General features: G+C 62.4%; 13 protein-coding genes and 4 pseudogenes. All 17 read left to right on the top strand.

Going from position 1 to position 16269, the window contains the following annotated elements:
• Positions 1–122, top strand: a pseudogene (locus NJD74_RS19495) (IS3 family transposase); the annotation flags it as partial.
• Positions 123–128: 6 nt separating this feature from the next.
• A pseudogene (locus tag NJD74_RS19685) lies at positions 129–242 on the top strand (phospholipase); the annotation flags it as partial.
• A gap of 227 nt (positions 243–469) precedes the next feature.
• The gene (locus tag NJD74_RS19490) at positions 470–751 is read left to right on the top strand and encodes a helix-turn-helix domain-containing protein (protein WP_049420578.1); all 282 of its coding nucleotides are present in this window, start codon (positions 470–472) and stop codon (positions 749–751) included.
• Between the two features lie 35 nt (positions 752–786).
• Entirely contained in the window at positions 787–1356 is a 570-nt protein-coding gene (locus NJD74_RS19485) for an Hsp20/alpha crystallin family protein (RefSeq protein ID WP_049420580.1), read from the top strand.
• A 95-nt stretch (positions 1357–1451) separates the two neighbouring features.
• On the top strand, positions 1452–4301 hold the full coding sequence (gene clpK / locus NJD74_RS19480) for a heat shock survival AAA family ATPase ClpK (RefSeq protein ID WP_049420582.1): 2850 nt from the start codon (positions 1452–1454) through the stop codon (positions 4299–4301).
• Positions 4302–4317: 16 nt separating this feature from the next.
• Complete coding sequence (gene cls, locus NJD74_RS19475) at positions 4318–5748, top strand: cardiolipin synthase (protein ID WP_049441491.1); 1431 nt, start codon at positions 4318–4320, stop codon at positions 5746–5748.
• 27 nt (positions 5749–5775) lie between these two features.
• Entirely contained in the window at positions 5776–7590 is a 1815-nt protein-coding gene (gene ftsH / locus NJD74_RS19470; protein WP_049420586.1) for an ATP-dependent zinc metalloprotease FtsH, read from the top strand.
• Positions 7591–7677: 87 nt separating this feature from the next.
• Positions 7678–8136: a small heat shock protein sHSP20-GI gene (gene hsp20-GI, locus NJD74_RS19465; protein ID WP_262252121.1), complete on the top strand. Its 459-nt coding sequence runs from the start codon at positions 7678–7680 to the stop codon at positions 8134–8136.
• A 22-nt stretch (positions 8137–8158) separates the two neighbouring features.
• Positions 8159–9073, top strand: coding sequence for a heat resistance protein YfdX1 (yfdX1, locus tag NJD74_RS19460; protein WP_282270882.1), 915 nt, complete (start codon positions 8159–8161; stop codon positions 9071–9073).
• A 102-nt stretch (positions 9074–9175) separates the two neighbouring features.
• Entirely contained in the window at positions 9176–10063 is an 888-nt protein-coding gene (yfdX2, locus tag NJD74_RS19455; protein ID WP_049408527.1) for a heat resistance protein YfdX2, read from the top strand.
• Positions 10064–10159: 96 nt separating this feature from the next.
• On the top strand, positions 10160–10771 hold the full coding sequence (locus NJD74_RS19450; protein WP_319624812.1) for an HdeD family acid-resistance protein: 612 nt from the start codon (positions 10160–10162) through the stop codon (positions 10769–10771).
• A gap of 79 nt (positions 10772–10850) precedes the next feature.
• Positions 10851–11996 (top strand): hypothetical protein, encoded by a 1146-nt coding sequence (locus NJD74_RS19445; RefSeq protein ID WP_049420592.1) that lies wholly within the window; start codon positions 10851–10853, stop codon positions 11994–11996.
• On the top strand, positions 11986–12426 hold the full coding sequence (gene trx-GI, locus NJD74_RS19440; protein ID WP_012761376.1) for a heat resistance system thioredoxin Trx-GI: 441 nt from the start codon (positions 11986–11988) through the stop codon (positions 12424–12426). Before NJD74_RS19445 ends, trx-GI begins: the two co-directional genes overlap by 11 nt.
• A 3-nt stretch (positions 12427–12429) precedes the next feature.
• Positions 12430–14145 (top strand): heat resistance system K+/H+ antiporter KefB-GI, encoded by a 1716-nt coding sequence (kefB-GI, locus tag NJD74_RS19435; protein ID WP_319624811.1) that lies wholly within the window; start codon positions 12430–12432, stop codon positions 14143–14145.
• Positions 14142–14639, top strand: coding sequence for a heat resistance protein PsiE-GI (gene psiE-GI / locus NJD74_RS19430; RefSeq protein WP_049441486.1), 498 nt, complete (start codon positions 14142–14144; stop codon positions 14637–14639). Before kefB-GI ends, psiE-GI begins: the two co-directional genes overlap by 4 nt.
• Positions 14617–15586, top strand: a pseudogene (locus NJD74_RS19425) (zinc metalloprotease HtpX). The gene psiE-GI and the pseudogene NJD74_RS19425 overlap by 23 nt, the downstream one beginning before the upstream one ends.
• A 24-nt stretch (positions 15587–15610) precedes the next feature.
• Positions 15611–16216: pseudogene (locus NJD74_RS19420) on the top strand (trypsin-like peptidase domain-containing protein); the annotation flags it as partial.
• Between the last annotated feature and the right edge of the window lie 53 nt (positions 16217–16269).

Raw genomic sequence — 16269 nt, 5'->3', positions numbered from 1 at the left:
CCGCGAGGGCGGATGTGTTCGAATACATCGAGCGGTTCCACAACCCGAGGATGCGACGAAGGGTCGCCAGGCAAGACCAGAAGTTCTCAGCCCTTTTACAACCGTCCGTGATTTCGGGGTAGAACCCGAGCAGCCTCGGGGAAATCGTCGGTTGGGCGCACCAAGACGAGTTTCCGCCAAGGAACATGCGCACGAGCAAGGGGCTGCGGGCGCTCGGTTACAACGTGAGGATCGGTGTTTGATCTGCGGCCGTGGGCGGCGCCCGCAAGGTCCCGATCAACCCACCGTCCCCTGCGCCGGACCGGCCCGCCCTGGCATACCGTCCTTGAAGATTTGAGTCACATCAATCGGCCAGCAGATCGCTGGATGTTGACTCTTGACTTTCGGCATTCTAGGCGCACTATCTTGCAAAGTCTTGCAAGAACTTCCTCAGGCGAGGCCGCGTGACGACGGAACTTGTGGGGGTGGTATGACAGCGCGCCAGCAGGCGATCTTCACACTCGACGAGTTGGCTGCCTACTTGAAAGTCGGCAAGCGGACGCTTTACCGGCTCGCCGCGCACGGGGAAATTCCGGCCTTCAAGGTCGGCGGGACGTGGCGGTTTCGTCAAAGTGAAATCGATCGATGGATCAATGATCAGATCCAAGCAGGCAGAAAGAAGGAGGTGATACGCACAGATGAGCAGCCAAAGTCAGCGGAACACTCCGTGTCGTCTGGGCGCGCTGTCCGTCGCCGCAGGCAAACGGAGTGAGCGAGAGTCTTCAATTTTTCTTCTTGAGGTGTGACATGGACATTGATTTAAAGAAACTGGCTCCCTGGAACTGGTTCAAGAAGGAGCAGGAAGAACAACAGAGCACTGCCTCGCTGCCGGTGCAGCGCAATGACCTGTCGGTGGCGGGTGGGCCCGTCAGTCCCATTCTGCAATTGCATCGCGAGATCGACCGCCTGTTTGACGACGCGTTTCGAGGATTCGGTTTCCCGACGCTGGCCATGCCACGCTGGCCGTCGGAGTGGCCGGGCATGCTGAAGCCGGCGCTGGACATCCAGGAAACGGACAAGCAGTACACGATCGCCCTGGAAGTACCCGGCGTCGAGGAAAAGGACATTCGAATCACGCTCGATAACGATGTGTTGCTGGTGCGCGGTGAAAAGCGTCAGGAGCAGGAAACCAAAGACGGTGGTTTCCACCGGGTGGAGCGCTCCTACGGCAGCTTTCAGCGCGCTCTGAACCTGCCGGCCGATGCCAACCAGGACACGATCAAGGCCGCTTTCAAGAACGGCGTGCTCACGATAACGATGGACAAGCGCGAGGCCAGTACGCCCACGCAGGGGCGCTCGATCCCGATCAATGGCTGACGCCCACCGGCTAGTCCTTTGCAAGAAACCAAGTGAAGGGCGAGGCGCCTTGATCTGCGGTGCCTCGCCCAGTTAACCCTCTCAGGAGCATCAGCATGGCCAGAAAACAATGCCAAGTCTGCGGCCAACCCGCCACGGTGCGGGTGGAAGCCAATCTCAATGGTCGCCACAGCACCATGCTGTTGTGTGACGATCACTATCGCCAACTGGCGCGCCAGCAAAAGCGCACCGTCTCGCCGCTGGAGGCTCTGTTTGGCTCGCGCAGCGGTTTGTTCGAAGACTTCCTCGGCAGCGACTTCTTCCGCATCGGTGACGATGCACCGTCCGTGGCGGCTGATGCCGACGAAGTGGTCGATGCGTCTTTCGGCGAATCCGCTCCCGCAACGGCGGGCACGGCGCGCCGCCGCGGCAGTGGGCTGGCCAGCCGTATCAGCGAACAGTCTGAGGCCCTGTTGCAGGAAGCCGCCAAACATGCTGCCGAGTTCGGCCGGCCCGAAGTCGATACCGAACACCTGCTGCTGGCGCTGACCGACAGCGACGTGGTCAATACCATCTTAGGGCAGTTCAAGATCAAGGTCGATGACCTCAAACGGCAGATCGAATCCGAAGCCAAGCGTGGCGACAAGCCGTTCGAAGGCGAGATCGGCGTGTCGCCACGTGTCAAGGATGCGCTCAGCCGAGCCTTCGTGGCCTCCAACGAGTTGAGTCATTCCTATGTGGGGCCAGAGCACTTTCTGATCGGCCTGGCCGAAGAAGGCGAAGGCTTGGCAGCCAACCTGCTGCGCCGCTACGGGCTCACGCCGCAGGCGCTGCGCCAGCAGGTGAGCAAGGTGGTCGGCAAGGGGGCCGAGGACGGCCGTGCCGAGACGCCGACCAATACGCCGGAACTCGACAAGTATTCGCGCGACCTCACCAAGATGGCGCGCGAGGGCAAGCTCGATCCGGTCATCGGTCGCGCGCAGGAGATCGAGACGACCATCGAAGTGCTGGCCCGGCGCAAGAAGAACAACCCGGTGCTGATCGGCGAACCCGGCGTCGGCAAGACCGCCATCGTCGAAGGGCTGGCGCAGCGCATGGTCGCAGGCGAAGTGCCCGAAACGCTGCGTGACAAGCGCCTGGTCGAACTCAACATCAATGCCATGGTGGCCGGCGCCAAGTACCGCGGCGAGTTCGAGGAGCGCGTGCAGAAGGTGCTCAAGGAAGTGACCGAGCACCAGGGGGAGCTGATTCTCTTCATCGACGAGGTGCACACCATCGTCGGTGCCGGCCAAGGTGGCGGCGAAGGCGGGCTGGACGTGGCCAACGTCTTCAAGCCGATGATGGCGCGCGGCGAGCTGAACCTGATCGGCGCCACCACGCTCAACGAGTATCAGAAGTACATCGAAAAGGATGCCGCGCTGGAGCGTCGCTTCCAGCCGGTGATGGTGCCCGAGCCGACGGTAGCGCAGACCATGATGATTTTGCGCGGCCTGCGCGACACCTTCGAGGCCCACCACAAGGTCAGCATCACCGAGGACGCGATCATTGCCGCCGCCGAGTTGTCCGATCGCTACATCACCGCGCGCTTTTTGCCCGACAAGGCCATCGACCTGCTCGACCAGGCGGCCGCACGCGTGAAGCTGTCGGCCACGGCCCGCCCGGTGGCCGTGCAAGAGCTGGAGGCCGAACTGCATCAGTTACGGCGCGAACAGGATTACGTGGCCTCGCGCAAGCAGTACGAGAAGGCTTCCGAGCTCGGCCAGCGCATCGAGGCCAAAGAGGCCGAACTAAAGAAGCTCGTCGAGGATTGGGAGCGCGAGCGCGCCTCGGGCAGCGCCGAGGTCAAGGCAGAGCACGTGGCGCAGATCGTCTCGCGGCTGACCGGCATCCCGGTCAACGAGCTGACGGTGGAAGAACGCGAGAAGCTGCTGCATCTGGAACAGCGGCTGCATGAGCGCCTGGTGGGACAGGACGAAGCAGTACGTGCCGTGGCCGATGCCGTGCGGCTGTCGCGCGCGGGCCTGCGCGAAGGCAGCAAGCCAGTGGCCACCTTCCTGTTCCTCGGGCCGACGGGTGTGGGCAAGACCGAACTCGCCAAGGCACTGGCCGAGTCCGTCTATGGCGATGAGGGTGCGCTGCTGCGCATCGACATGTCCGAGTACGGTGAACGCCATAGCGTGGCACGCCTGGTGGGCGCGCCTCCGGGTTATGTGGGCTACGACGAGGGCGGCCAGCTCACCGAGAAGGTGCGCCGCAAGCCCTACAGCGTGCTGCTGCTCGACGAGATCGAAAAGGCGCACCCCGACGTCTACAACATCCTGCTGCAGGTGTTCGACGACGGCCGGCTCACCGACGGCAAGGGCCGGGTGGTGGATTTCACCAACACCATCATCATCGCCACCTCGAATCTGGGCTCGGACATCATCCAGCGTCGTCTCAAGGCGCGTGGTGCGGCCGGCGAGGAGTACGAAAAGACCAAGGCCGAGGTGATGGACGTGTTGCGCGGCCACTTCCGGCCCGAGTTTCTCAACCGTATCGACGAGATCATCGTCTTCCATGCGCTGGGCAAGGAGGAGATCCGCCATATCGTCGGCCTGCAGCTCGATCGCGTGGCCCGCAACGCCGCCAGCCAGGGCGTGACGCTCAGCTTCGATCAGACCTTGATCGACCACTTCGCAGAGGAAGGCTACAAACCCGAGTTCGGAGCGCGCGAGCTCAAGCGGCTGATCCGCAGCGAACTGGAGACCGCATTGGCGCGCGAGATGCTGGGTGGCGGTATCGGCAAGGGCGATCACGCCAGCGCCCGCTGGGACGACAAGGCCGAACGCGTCGTCTTCGAGCGCAAGGAGCCACCCGCGCAGCCGGCCGAGCCTGATAAGCCCGATGCCGCGAACGTGGCCGAGGCACCGCCGAACGGCGAGAGCAAGCCTAAGCGCAAGAAGAAGTCAGCGGGCGGCGAATCTTGAGCGATGGGAGGCTGTCGTGTCCGACCCCAACGGGCTGACATTGGCAGCCACCCTCGTGTCGCTGGCGGTCGCTATCCCCACAGCGGGGCACGCGATCATCTACAAGCGTGACCCGCGATCGGCCACGCTGTGGGTACTGCTGATCGCCTTGTTGCCGCTGGGCGGTTCGCTGCTGTATGGGCTGTTCGGCATCAACCGTTACCAGCGGCGGGCGCGGCGGCTTTTTCCGGGAGCAGATCATGCTGTTCGGCAAGGCCTCTCGCCCACGATGCCCGAGGCTGTTTCGGCGCCGCTTGCCGGTCTGGCGCACCTGGTGGGACGCGCCACCGGCCAGTCGCTGACCGGCGGCAACCGCACCGAGCCGCTTGTCGATGGCGAGCAGGCCTACCCGGCCATGCTCGCCGCCATCGAATCGGCGCGGTACAGCGTCGCCCTGGCCTCGTACATCTTCGACAGCCAAGGCATCGGGGCGCAGTTCGTCGATGCGCTGCGCCGGGCTCATGAGCGCGGCGTGCAAGTGCGGGTGCTGATCGACGACGTCTCTGCCCGCTGGACGCACCGCAGCGCCTACCGCGCCTTGCAACGCGCCGGCGTTCCGGCGGCGACGTTCAACCCGACGTTGATTCCCGCGCGCCTGCATGCCGCGCATCTGCGCAATCACCGCAAGCTGCTAGTGATCGATGGCGAGACAGGTTTCACCGGTGGCATGAACATCTGCAGCACGTATTGGCGGCCCGATGCGCCGGGCCAGGCCTGTCACGATTTGCACTTTCGTCTGCGCGGGCCAGTGGTTGCGCATCTGATGGGGTGCTTCACCGATGATTGGTGCGATACCACGGGCGAGCGGCTCAGCGAGGGTTTCTGGGGCGAATCGCCCGCAACGGCTGATGAACAAGGAAACTCTTGGGCGCGCGGCATCGAGGCCGGTCCCGATGACGCCCTGGACCGGATGCGCTGGACCTTCATGGGCGCTTTGAGCGCCGCGAAGCATTCGGTGCGCATCTGGACACCTTACTTCGTCCCCGATCAGCCGATGATCGCGGCGCTGAGCACGGCCGCGATGCGCGGCGTGCGTGTCGAGGTGCTGACACCCGCGAGCTGCGACCATCCTACGGTGCAGTGGGCTGCGCGCGCCCACTACTGGCAGGTGATGGAGCACGGTGTACGCATCTTCGAGCGGCAGGGCCCCTTCGATCACACCAAGCTGATGCTGGTCGATGGCCGATGGTGTTGCCTGGGTTCGGCCAACTGGGACGCGCGCAGCCTGCGCCTCAACTTCGAGTTCAATGTCGAGGTCTACGACGCCACGCTGTGCACACAGCTGGAGGCGCTCTTCGATGCCGCCCTTCATGAGTCCGACGAAGTATCAGTGGTGGCACTGCGCTCCCGCTCGCTGGCCATCCGTTTGCGTGACGGCGCGGCCCGTCTGTTCACCCCCGTTCTTTAGCGACACGACCTTCGCGGAACACGGCCCTTGGAAAAGAAAGATCAATGGAACATCGGCTACTGGATCGTCGCCGGCCTGTTGCTCTTGACGCTGCAAAACTACTTGCAGGCGGCGCAGACCGTCGAGCCCGTGCCCTACAGCGAATTCGAAAAGGCGCTGGCCGGGGGGGGCGGCGCCGAGGTGCTGGTGTCGGACCGCACGGTGACCGGGCGTCTGAAATCGCCGGACAGTCGTGGCAAAGCCACACTCGTGGCCACGCGCGTCGAGCCCGATCTCGCCGAGCGGCTGTCGAAATACGACGTGCCCTATGCCCGCGTGGTGGAAAGCACTTGGCTGCGCGACATCCTGTCCTGGATCTTGCCGGGGGTGGCCTTCTTCGGCGTCTGGTTCTTCCTGTTCCGCCGCTTTGCCGAGAAGCAGGGCATGGGCGGGTTCCTGAGCATCGGCAAGAGCCGCGCCAAGGTGTTCATGGAGAAGAACACTGGCGTGACCTTTGCCGATGTCGCTGGCGTCGATGAAGCCAAGGCGGAGTTGGTTGAGATCGTCGATTTCCTCAAGAATCCGCAGGAGTATGGACGGCTCGGGGCGCGCATTCCCAAGGGCGTGTTGCTGGTCGGCCCACCGGGCACGGGCAAGACCCTACTGGCCAAGGCCGTGGCGGGCGAGGCCGGGGTGCCGTTCTTCTCCATCTCAGGCTCGGAGTTCGTCGAGATGTTCGTCGGCGTGGGTGCGGCGCGCGTGCGCGACCTGTTCGAGCAGGCGCGCGGGCAGGCGCCGGCCATCATCTTCATCGACGAACTCGACGCACTGGGCCGCGCGCGCGGTGTCGGCGGCCCCATCGGCGGCCACGACGAGCGCGAACAGACCCTCAACCAGCTGCTCACGGAGATGGACGGCTTCGACAGTTCGGTGGGGCTGATCATCCTCGCTGCCACCAACCGGCCGGAGATCCTCGATCAGGCCTTGCTTCGCGCCGGTCGCTTCGACCGCCAGGTGCTGGTGGACCGGCCCGACAAGAAGGGACGGCTGGACATCCTGAAAGTCCACGTCAAGAAGGTGACGCTGGCTCAGGATATCGATCTCGAACAGGTGGCGGCGCTGACCACCGGCTTTTCCGGCGCTGATCTGGCCAATCTCGTGAACGAAGCAGCGCTGAACGCGACGCGGCGCAAGGCGCAGGCTGTGGAACTGCAAGACTTCACCGCCGCCATCGAGCGCATCGTGGCCGGCCTGGAAAGGAAGAACCGTGTGCTCAATCCGAAGGAGCGGGAAACCGTGGCCTATCACGAGATGGGCCATGCGCTGGCGGCGCTGGCGCTGCCCGGCACCGACCCCGTGCACAAGATCTCGATCATCCCGCGCGGCATCGGCGCGCTGGGCTACACGCTGCAACGCCCCACCGAAGACCGCTTCCTGATGACGCGCGCCGCTCTGGAACACAAGATCGCCGTGCTGGGCGGTCGTGCGGCCGAGAAGCTCGTGTTCGGCGAGCTGTCCACCGGGGCGGCCGATGACCTCGCACGGGCCACCGACATTGCCCGCGACATGATCACCCGCTTTGGCATGGACGAAGGACTGGGCTACATCGCCTTCGAGGCGCAGCGGCCACGCTTTCTCGATACACCGGAACTGGCCCACGGCGGCTGCCGGGTGGCCGAATCGACCCAGGCGCGCATCGATCAGGCCATCCGCGACATCGTGATGGGCGTGTTCGAGCGCGCCTACCGGATCCTCGACACCAACCGCGCGGTGCTGGAGCGTTGTGCGCGCGAGCTGCTGGCGCGGGAAACGCTCGACGAAAGCGATATCCGTCAATTGACTCAAGGACTTGTTCGGAACTGAAAACTGTAGTAAGAACCATTCAGAGTAAACCGACGGCTCTGTTCAGTGCGTCATCCAATTCGCCGGAATTGTTCAAGGAGAACCGATATGTCTGCATTGACTCCGTGGGACCCCTTCCGGGAACTGGATGAATTGCAAAACCGCCTGGCGACGATGTTGGGACGGACACCCCAGCGACAGGGCGCCCGTACCGGCAACGAAGCCATGACCACGGCGGACTGGGCACCAATGGTGGACATCAGCGAGGATGAGAACGCATTCATCCTCAAACTGGATCTGCCGGAGGTCCCCAAGGATGCCGTGCGCGTCAGCGCGGAAAACGGTGTGCTCACCATCAGCGGCGAGCGCAAACTGGAAAAAGAGGAGCAGGGCAAGAAGTTCCACCGCATCGAACGTGCGTATGGCCGCTTTGTGCGCAGCTTTGTCTTGCCTGACAACGTTGATCCGACCAAGGTGACGGCTTCGATGAAAGACGGCGCGCTGGAAGTGCGGCTTGTCAAGGCCGAGCAAGCCAAACCGAAACAGATTGAAATCTCAGTCAACTAACTTTAACTAGGAACCCAAGATCATGAATATCAAACAGCCCCAATCAACCTTCTCCGCACTTGCCCTGGCGGTCGTCGTCGGACTGAGCGGACCGGCTCTGGCCCAATCGGCGGCAGGTTCTAGCCCAGGTGCTGCAGCACCCTCTGCCGCATCCAAAGCGGCGCAGCCACAGGTAGATGACAAGGCCGCCCGGGAAGCCGATAAAAAGCGCGCCAAACTCGCCCAAGATGCAATCACTGCGCTGGCCAAGACCCATGAGGCATTGATCCTCCTTGATGCAAGGAAGACCAAGGAGGCGCTCGCTGCGCTGGAACTGGCCAGCGGAAAGCTGGAACTGGTATTGGCGCGTGACCCAAAACTTGCTTTGGCGCCGGTCGATGTACGCGTCATCACCCACGATATCCACGCCAACGTGGAATCGGTCAAGAAAGCGGTCAAGTTGTCTCGGGAGTTGTTGGATGATGGCGAGGTGCAAAAGGCACGGCCCATTATTGCCAATCTTGCCAGCGAAATCGTGATCGAAACCGACAACCTGCCGATGGCAACGTACCCGGCAGCGATCAATTCGGCCGCACGGCTCATCGACAGCGGCAAGATTGACGATGCCAAGGCGGTGCTCGCCCGAGCGCTGAACACGCTGGTGAGGACCTCGGTCGCCTTTCCTCTGCCCGTGCTACGGGCCGAAGCCGCGATGGCAAAAGCGGAAAAGCTGGCCGAGACCGGCAAGCGCAATGCCAAACAGAGCGAGGAGCTCAGCGCCCTGCTGGCCTACGTGCGCACGGAAATCGAGCTGGCGCAGATCCTGGGTTATGGCAAGAAGGCGGACTTCAAGCCCATCTTCGATCAGGTGAAGGCTATCGAGCAGAAATCCGCCGGAGGAAAAAGCGGCAAGGGATGGTTCGACGAGTTGAAGACGCGCCTCCAAAAGCTGTTTTGAGGTGATGAAGGGGCCGACTGTTCGGTCGGTCAGTCTCGCGATGTTCGCAGTCAGCCCCAATAGATTCGCCTATTTTCACTAACTCATACGAGGCATATCACCATGAATGAGCAAACATCGAATCCCAATGCGACGAACAAAGAAATAAACGAACAGGCCGCGGTAAGCAGCCTTCCTGTCAGTCCAGAGGCCAAGCCTGAAGTCGTCACGGAGGTACAGCCTGAGGTTCAGAAGGAAACGGACTCGCAGGCGGCAGACAAACGTAAACAAGTCCTCGATGAGGCCGTCTCGGCCTTGGCGCTGACCAAATCAGCGCTGGCCGCACTTGACGGCAAGGACGCTGCACGCGCATTGGCAACGCTGGCCGAAGTGACGGGAAAGCTGGAGCTGATCGTTGCGCGCGAACCCACGCTCGCCCTGGCCCCCGTTGATGTGCGCACCATCGTGCACGACTTGTTCGCCAACACGGAAACCATTGAGGCGATGACCGACGAGGCGCTGGATGCCCTCAAACATGGCGAGGTGCAACAGGCACGTCACGTGCTGGCTTTGCTGGCCAGTGAAATCGTGATCGCGGTCACCAACATCCCTCTGGCGTCCTATCCCGCAGCCGTGAAGTCAGTCGTGCCGCTGATCGATCAGGGCAAGATTGAAGAAGCCAAAGCCGCGCTGCAGGCAGCGCTCAGCACGCTGGTCGAGACGCGCAGCGTGCATCCGCTGCCCGCCCTGCGCGCCAGGCTGCTCCTGAAGCGCGCCGAGACCTTGGTAGAAGATGGTCAGCGGAGCGAAGCGTCCAATGAGCGCCTGGAGACATTATTGAAAGAAGCGCGGCAGCAGTTGGAAATGGCAGAACTGCTGGGCTATGGAAAGAAGAAGGACTTTGAGCCCCTATATGCTGAACTCAAGAAAGTCAAGCAAAAGACGGCTGGGGGAGGCAGCGGAAAAGGCTGGCTCGATGAAATCAAGGCAAAGCTGTCCAAGTTGTTCTGAAACCGCTGGATAGGGCGTAAGAGGGGCGCGTCGCGCCCCTCTCTTGGCTCAGGAGTGTTTACTTTTTCACCCCACTAGATCTTTAGGAGATATAGCATGAACACAGACACCATCGCCGATTCCAGTGCGGATGAGCCCACCAAAACACTGTGTTCATTGACCGAAAATTGGTGGATTTTTGCGTTGCGCGGTGTCTTGGCATTGATTTTCGCAGCCCTTGCGTTCTGGATGCCGCAATCGGCTCTGTTGGCCATGACCTTAGTGTTCGGAGCATTTTCCTTGGTCAATGGCGCTTTCAACTTGGTTGCAGCGGTGCGCCATATCCAGAAAAAAGAGCGCTGGGGCTGGCTGCTGTTCAGCGGCATTGTCGGCATACTTACCGGCGTCGTCGTCCTGGTTGCTCCTTGGGTCGGCACGATGGTCATGGCTTCTTTTTTATGGGCTAGCGTGGGGTTCTGGGCGATTTTCACCGGTGTGCTGGAGATATCCGCCGCCGTTCGGCTGCGTCAAGAAATCAAGGGTGAAATCTGGCTTGCCTTCAGTGGACTGCTCTCGATTGTCCTTGGCGCTATCGTCTTGTGGATATTTTTTTCCCGTCCGGTCGAGTCATTCCTGGCCGCAGGCTGGCTGTTGGGCTTCTATGCGGCAGTCTCTGGTGTCACGCTTTTGTTCTTGAGTTGGCGTCTTCGCAAAACGCGCCAGGGATAAGAGCGGGTCAAACTAAATTCTATGGATATGAGCATTTTCGGTTCGTGCCTCCATAGAAATGACATCAAAGGAGTCATGCATGCAGATGCAATATAGCTATCGAGCTATCGACAAAGAGTTTCATGAACCATGGCAGAGAGCTTTGGGAAATGTGATCGAGCACGCCCTCAAGCCATTGCTCGACAAACACACTAAAGATTCAGTGCGACTTCAAATCGTCCTTGATCGCGACAAGATCAAGCGGCAATTTCTGGCCAGTGGCTATATGCACCTGCCCGGCAAAAAGATTGTCAGCGTTACTGCATCACATGACGAGCTGACGCCCCTCGCGCGGAAGCTCGCACAGTCGTTGTTCCGTCAGGCCAAGAAGCATTTTGACCGGCTGCATGCTCAGGACCAAATCAAGCGCAAAGCACGACGCGCTCGCTTGCGCGAGCTTAAGGTGCGAATTGCCGCAAAACCCGCGTCAGCCGCCCATGAGGCCAAAGTGACCCGAATGCCTCTACTGTCGAAACTTGAGGCTGTCGCAAGGCGTGAGCTGGCTTATCTGCGTGCCGTCGGCGATTTACCGCGCGATTATCCGACGCTGCGCGACGTGGTGGATGAAGCGATTGTCCAAGCTGAGGTGGAATGGCAATCCGTGCCGGAAGAAAAAGCGGCTTACTTCGGTCTTCTGAAGCATCTGTTCGCCGTCCTGGATCACGAAGTGGCAAACAGCCGGCAATTTGGCGAATTCGTTTCTCTGGACGCGCCGGTCGAAGCGGATGCCCAGGACGTCGCCGAGGCCATGGTGGAAGAGGAAGTCTTCGAATTTTATCAGCCCGACGACACACTCAGGCTGGCCGATATCATCGCTGACAGTCAGCATCCCGATGCCGCAACGATCGCGGAACAGGAGGAGCTAGTTGATCGGTCGAGCGAGTTCGCTTTTGCATTCGACCTGCTGAAGGACATGCCGCGTTTGTGGCGGCGCATTTTTCTGCTTATCCGTGTGGACGGGCTGGATGCCAGCAGCGTCTCTGAAATCCTGCTGATTCCTAGTAAGGAAGATACTGTCCAAAGGTGGCTGATGCAGGCCGAAGCGTTCATCGCTGCTCATTTGGAAGAGGCCGGAGTAAGCAAAGACGGGAACGATTGGCTCCAAGGCGTTGATTGGTCGGCATTGTCTGTGACCCGAAGCGCGGCAGCCTCACTGTGGTCCAAGGAGGCGAACCATGAAGAATGATCTTCACCTCGTCTGTCCGCATTGCCAGTCCATCAACCGCGTACCGACTGCGAAGCTATCGGAACATCCCAACTGCGGCCGCTGCCAGCAGCCCTTGTTCACGGGCGAACCCATCGAGTTGACCACGGCGACGTTTTCGCGCCACGTGGAGCGCAGCGACCTGCCACTGTTGGTCGATTTCTGGGCACCTTGGTGCGGGCCGTGCAAGATGATGGCCCCGCAATTCCAGCAAGCGGCGCGCCAGCTCGAACCCAGGGTCAGGCTGGCCAAGGTCAATACCGAGGCAGAACCCCACCTGGCCGCGCAGTTCGGCATCCGCAGCATTCCGACGCTCGCCCTGTTCCAGGGTGGGCGGGAGATCGGGCGTCAGGCCGGCGCCTTGGGCGCGCAGGACATCGTGCGCTGGGCATCTGCACAGGTGGGGCGCTGACCGATGCAGGACTTGCTCGGCGCCACCCTGATCCTGCTGGCGGCATGCAGCCTCGCGGCGGTGGCGACGGCGGCGTTCAGAGTACCCGCCTTGCTGGGTTACCTCGCCATCGGCGCCTTGCTGGGCCCGTCGGTCAGCGGTGTAGTCGCGCCGGGAGAAGCGCTTGATTTTCTGTCCGAGCTGGGCGTGGCCCTGCTGCTGTTCATGGTTGGGCTGGAGTTCTCCCTCGGGCACTTCTGGCTTTCCCGTAAAACCGTATTGGCGTCCGGCAGCTTGCAGATGATCGCTGTCGCCACGCCACTGACCTTGATGTTGATGTGGCTGGGACAGCCAGTTCAGAGCGCTGCGTTGCTCAGCACTGCGGCGGCCATGTCGTCCACGGCGCTGGTCAGCCGACAGCTGGCCGACCAAGGCGAGCTCACCACCCGCCACGGCCGCAGCGCCATCGCCGTGCTGGTCTTTCAGGACCTGGCCAGCGTGCCCCTGCTGGCCCTGCTGGCGATCTGGGCGCGCGGCGAGTCGCCGAAGATCGAGAGCGTGCTGCTCGAAGTGTTGGGCGTGCTGATGTTGTTCGCGGCAGCGGCCCTCGCCTCCCGTCGTCTGTTGCATGGCCTGCTGGGCTGGGTGGCGCGGCAGGGCCACGAAGAATCCTTCGTGCTGGTTTCCTTGTGCGTGGTGGTGGCTGCCGCCGCTGCTGCACACGCGGTCGGCGTATCCGCCGCCCTGGGTGCGTTTTTGGCCGGCATGGTGCTGGGCGAGAGCGACTTCCGTCACCACATGGAAAGCCACCTCAAACCGTTTCGCGATGTGTTGTCGGGGGTGTTCTTCGTGACCATCGGCCTGCAGTTGGACGGAGCACAGATTCTTTCGGCACCGCTGACGGTGTTGGCGTGGCTGGCAGTGCTGGTGCCGGTCAAGATCGGGCTCAACACCCTGGCCTTGCGGGCGACGCGCCTATCCGCCCTCGATGCCTGGCGCACGGGCATAGCGTTGGGGCATGGCGGCGAGTTCGCCCTGCTGTTGTTGGGCATGGTCTTGCAGCAGCATCTGATTCCCGCGACCGTCGTACAACCCATGCTGGTCGCGCTGGTGCTCAGCATGGCCTTGGCACCGCTGCTGATCCGCCATCACGATGTACTTGCCCGGTTCTTGAGCCGCACCGGCGGCGTCATTCAGCCACCCCAGGCTGAAGAAGTTGAGATCACTGCGCAGACAGCGCGATTTCGAGACCACGTCATCATTTGCGGCGCGGGCGAGCTTGGCCTGACCGTCAGTGAGATTCTTCGCCACGCCGGCGTGGCGCATCTGCTGCTGGAAGCAGACGAGCAGAAGGTAGAGGCCGAGCGTGCCGCCGGCGTGCCGGTGTTCCATGGCGATGCGGGTCGGCCCGATACCCTGCTGGCTGCCGGGTTGGCACAAGCGCGTCTGGTGGTGCTCACGTTCGCCCATGCCCAGCAAGTGCTGCGCATCGCCCAGGCGATTGCCGAGCGCCGTCCGGCGCTGACCTTGTGGGTGTCATGCGGAAGAACGACCGCGGCCGATGCATTTCGCGCCACGCCCAACGTGCGTGTGTACCAGCAATCCTTTGCCGCAGGCCTTGGGCTGGCGGAACAAGTGATGTCGTCGCTTGGCATGTCGGCCGAGCTCGTCGAACGAAACATCAGTGCGATGCGCCGCCGTCTCGACAGCGGCAATGTCGCAGGGAGTCCATCTGCATGAAGTCAACAGGCCGCAATCCATTTCAGGTGTTCAGTGACCAATGGGCCATCATGAGTTTATACGAGCGCTTCGAGCAGGTCGTCGCCCTCGTTCTGTCGGCGGTAATTGCCGTCATCATCGTGGTGTCGCTGTTCCAGCTCATCGCCATCGTCTTCACGCTGCTGGTCCTCGATGCCTTCAATCCCCTGGATCACAAGGTATTCCAGAGTGTGTTCGGCATGATCATGACGCTCTTGATCGCGATGGAATTCAAGCATTCCATTGTGCGCGTGGCGCTGCGTCGGGACAGCATCATCCAGGTCAAGACCGTGATCCTCATCGGCCTGATCGCGCTGGCGCGCAAGTTCGTGATCCTCGAGCCCGAGGCGAGCCCCGCAAAGATAGCCGCGCTGGCAGGCGCCACGCTGGCTCTGGGTGCGACCTACTGGCTGCTGCGCAAGCGCGGCGACCGCGCCGCCGAGACCTCTGAGCATGACCCGTCATCATCCCAGTGATCCGCGCACGGCGCTGTTGCAACACCGCTGGCTCAACCGCCTGCAGACCGGGCTGTTGGTCCTGACCCTGGTCGGCATCGCAGCCGCAGCAGGGAGACTGCCGTTTGGGGAAGGCGGCCTGTGGCTCGCGCTGTTTGCCGTTGCAGGTGCGTTGCTGCTGGAACCGGTAGCCGCGTCGGCGCTGAGCTTGCGCCTGTACCGCGTACGGGCCTTGCACCCGCAAGAAGCCCACGAGATGTCGACCCTGTTGCGCGAGCTGCCCGCCCGTGCCGGTTTGCCCGCAACGCCGGTGCCGCACCGCACTACGTGCCCAGTGCCGTCGTCAACGCCTTCGCCACCGGATCGAAGCAGGAGGCATCGATCGCCCTCACCGATGGCTTGCTGCGCCGCCTGGCCCACGCGAGCTGGCGGGTGTGCTCGCGCACGAGATCGCGCACATCACCAATGAGGATCTGCGCGTCATGAGGCTGGCGGATTCCGTCAGTCGCCTCACGAGCCTGCTGGCCCTCATGGGACAAATCGCGATCCTGCTCAACCTGCCCGCGCTGCTGGTTGGCGCGGCGGAGGTCTATTGGCCTGGTTTATTGTTATTGGCCGCATCGCCCCAGCTGGCCCTGCTCGCACAGCTCGGCTTGTCTCGCGTGCGTGAGTTCGACGCTGACCGCCTCGCTGCGGAACTGACTGGCGACCCGCAGGGGCTTGCGTCCGCGCTGGCGAAAGTCGAGCGGGTCAGCCGCTCCTGGCGCGCCTGGTTGTGGCCGGGATGGGGCAATCCCGAACCCTTCTGGTTGCGCACGCATCCGGCCACGCAAGAACGCATCTCACGCCTACTGACGTTGGCGGCTGGGCCAGCATCAGCGTTGCCACTCCACGCGCCCCATTTCTTGCCGGAATCCGCTTTGACGCCGCGCCCACCGCGCTGGCGCCCGAGCGGGCTGTGGCGCTGATTGCCTATCAACAGGAGACTTCTCATGGCCTACCCCGACCCGTACCAACGTCCCGCGCCGGACCACTTCGTCCGGCGCTGGCTCTTCATCACCGCCTGTATTGCCGCGCTCATGCTGCTGTGGCAGTTCCTGCCCGCCATCGAGGCCTGGTTCAGTCCGCGCGAGGCGGCAGAACGCACTGTGACGGCGCGTGGCGATCTGGCGGCGGACGAGAAAGCCACCATCGAACTGTTCGAGAAATCGCGCGCCTCGGTGGTCTACATCACTACCGCACAATTGGTACGCGATGTCTGGACGCGCAACGTCTTCTCCGTGCCGCGCGGCACTGGCTCGGGCTTCATCTGGGACGACGCCGGCCACGTCGTCACTAACTTCCACGTCATCCAGGGCGCGTCCGAAGCCACCGTCAAACTGGCCGACGGCCGCGACTACCAGGCCGCACTGGTGGGGACGAGCCCCGCGCACGACATCGCTGTGCTCAAGATCGGCGTCGGTTTCAAGCGCCCGCCGGCCGTGCCGGTCGGCACCAGTGCCGACCTCAAGGTGGGGTCAGAAGGGGGTTCACCCCCGTTTTCACGGACACTTACGAGAAGGCCGATCAAGGCCATGAGGAGTGTTCATGTCGAAGCGAAGGAAGTTCAGCACCGAGTTCAAGCGCGGTGCGGTTGAGCAGGCCAGCCAGC

Origin of the sequence: Stenotrophomonas sp. RG-453 (genome assembly GCF_033843685.1) — a bacterium.
GTDB lineage: Bacteria > Pseudomonadota > Gammaproteobacteria > Xanthomonadales > Xanthomonadaceae > Stenotrophomonas > Stenotrophomonas bentonitica_A.
The sequence above is the reverse complement of the archived record's forward strand: the minus strand, read 5'-3'. Positions and strand labels throughout refer to the sequence as shown.

What these genes read in the sequence shown, in the direction of transcription:
- NJD74_RS19490 (WP_049420578.1), top strand. Translation starts at nt 470, where the DNA reads ATGACAGCGCGCCAGCAGGCGATCTTCACACTCGACGAGTTGGCTGCC.
- NJD74_RS19485 (WP_049420580.1), top strand. Translation starts at nt 787, where the DNA reads ATGGACATTGATTTAAAGAAACTGGCTCCCTGGAACTGGTTCAAGAAG.
- clpK (WP_049420582.1), top strand. Translation starts at nt 1,452, where the DNA reads ATGGCCAGAAAACAATGCCAAGTCTGCGGCCAACCCGCCACGGTGCGG.
- hsp20-GI (WP_262252121.1), top strand. Translation starts at nt 7,678, where the DNA reads ATGTCTGCATTGACTCCGTGGGACCCCTTCCGGGAACTGGATGAATTG.
- yfdX1 (WP_282270882.1), top strand. Translation starts at nt 8,159, where the DNA reads ATGAATATCAAACAGCCCCAATCAACCTTCTCCGCACTTGCCCTGGCG.
- yfdX2 (WP_049408527.1), top strand. Translation starts at nt 9,176, where the DNA reads ATGAATGAGCAAACATCGAATCCCAATGCGACGAACAAAGAAATAAAC.
- NJD74_RS19450 (WP_319624812.1), top strand. Translation starts at nt 10,160, where the DNA reads ATGAACACAGACACCATCGCCGATTCCAGTGCGGATGAGCCCACCAAA.
- NJD74_RS19445 (WP_049420592.1), top strand. Translation starts at nt 10,851, where the DNA reads ATGCAGATGCAATATAGCTATCGAGCTATCGACAAAGAGTTTCATGAA.
- trx-GI (WP_012761376.1), top strand. Translation starts at nt 11,986, where the DNA reads ATGAAGAATGATCTTCACCTCGTCTGTCCGCATTGCCAGTCCATCAAC.
- kefB-GI (WP_319624811.1), top strand. Translation starts at nt 12,430, where the DNA reads ATGCAGGACTTGCTCGGCGCCACCCTGATCCTGCTGGCGGCATGCAGC.
- psiE-GI (WP_049441486.1), top strand. Translation starts at nt 14,142, where the DNA reads ATGAAGTCAACAGGCCGCAATCCATTTCAGGTGTTCAGTGACCAATGG.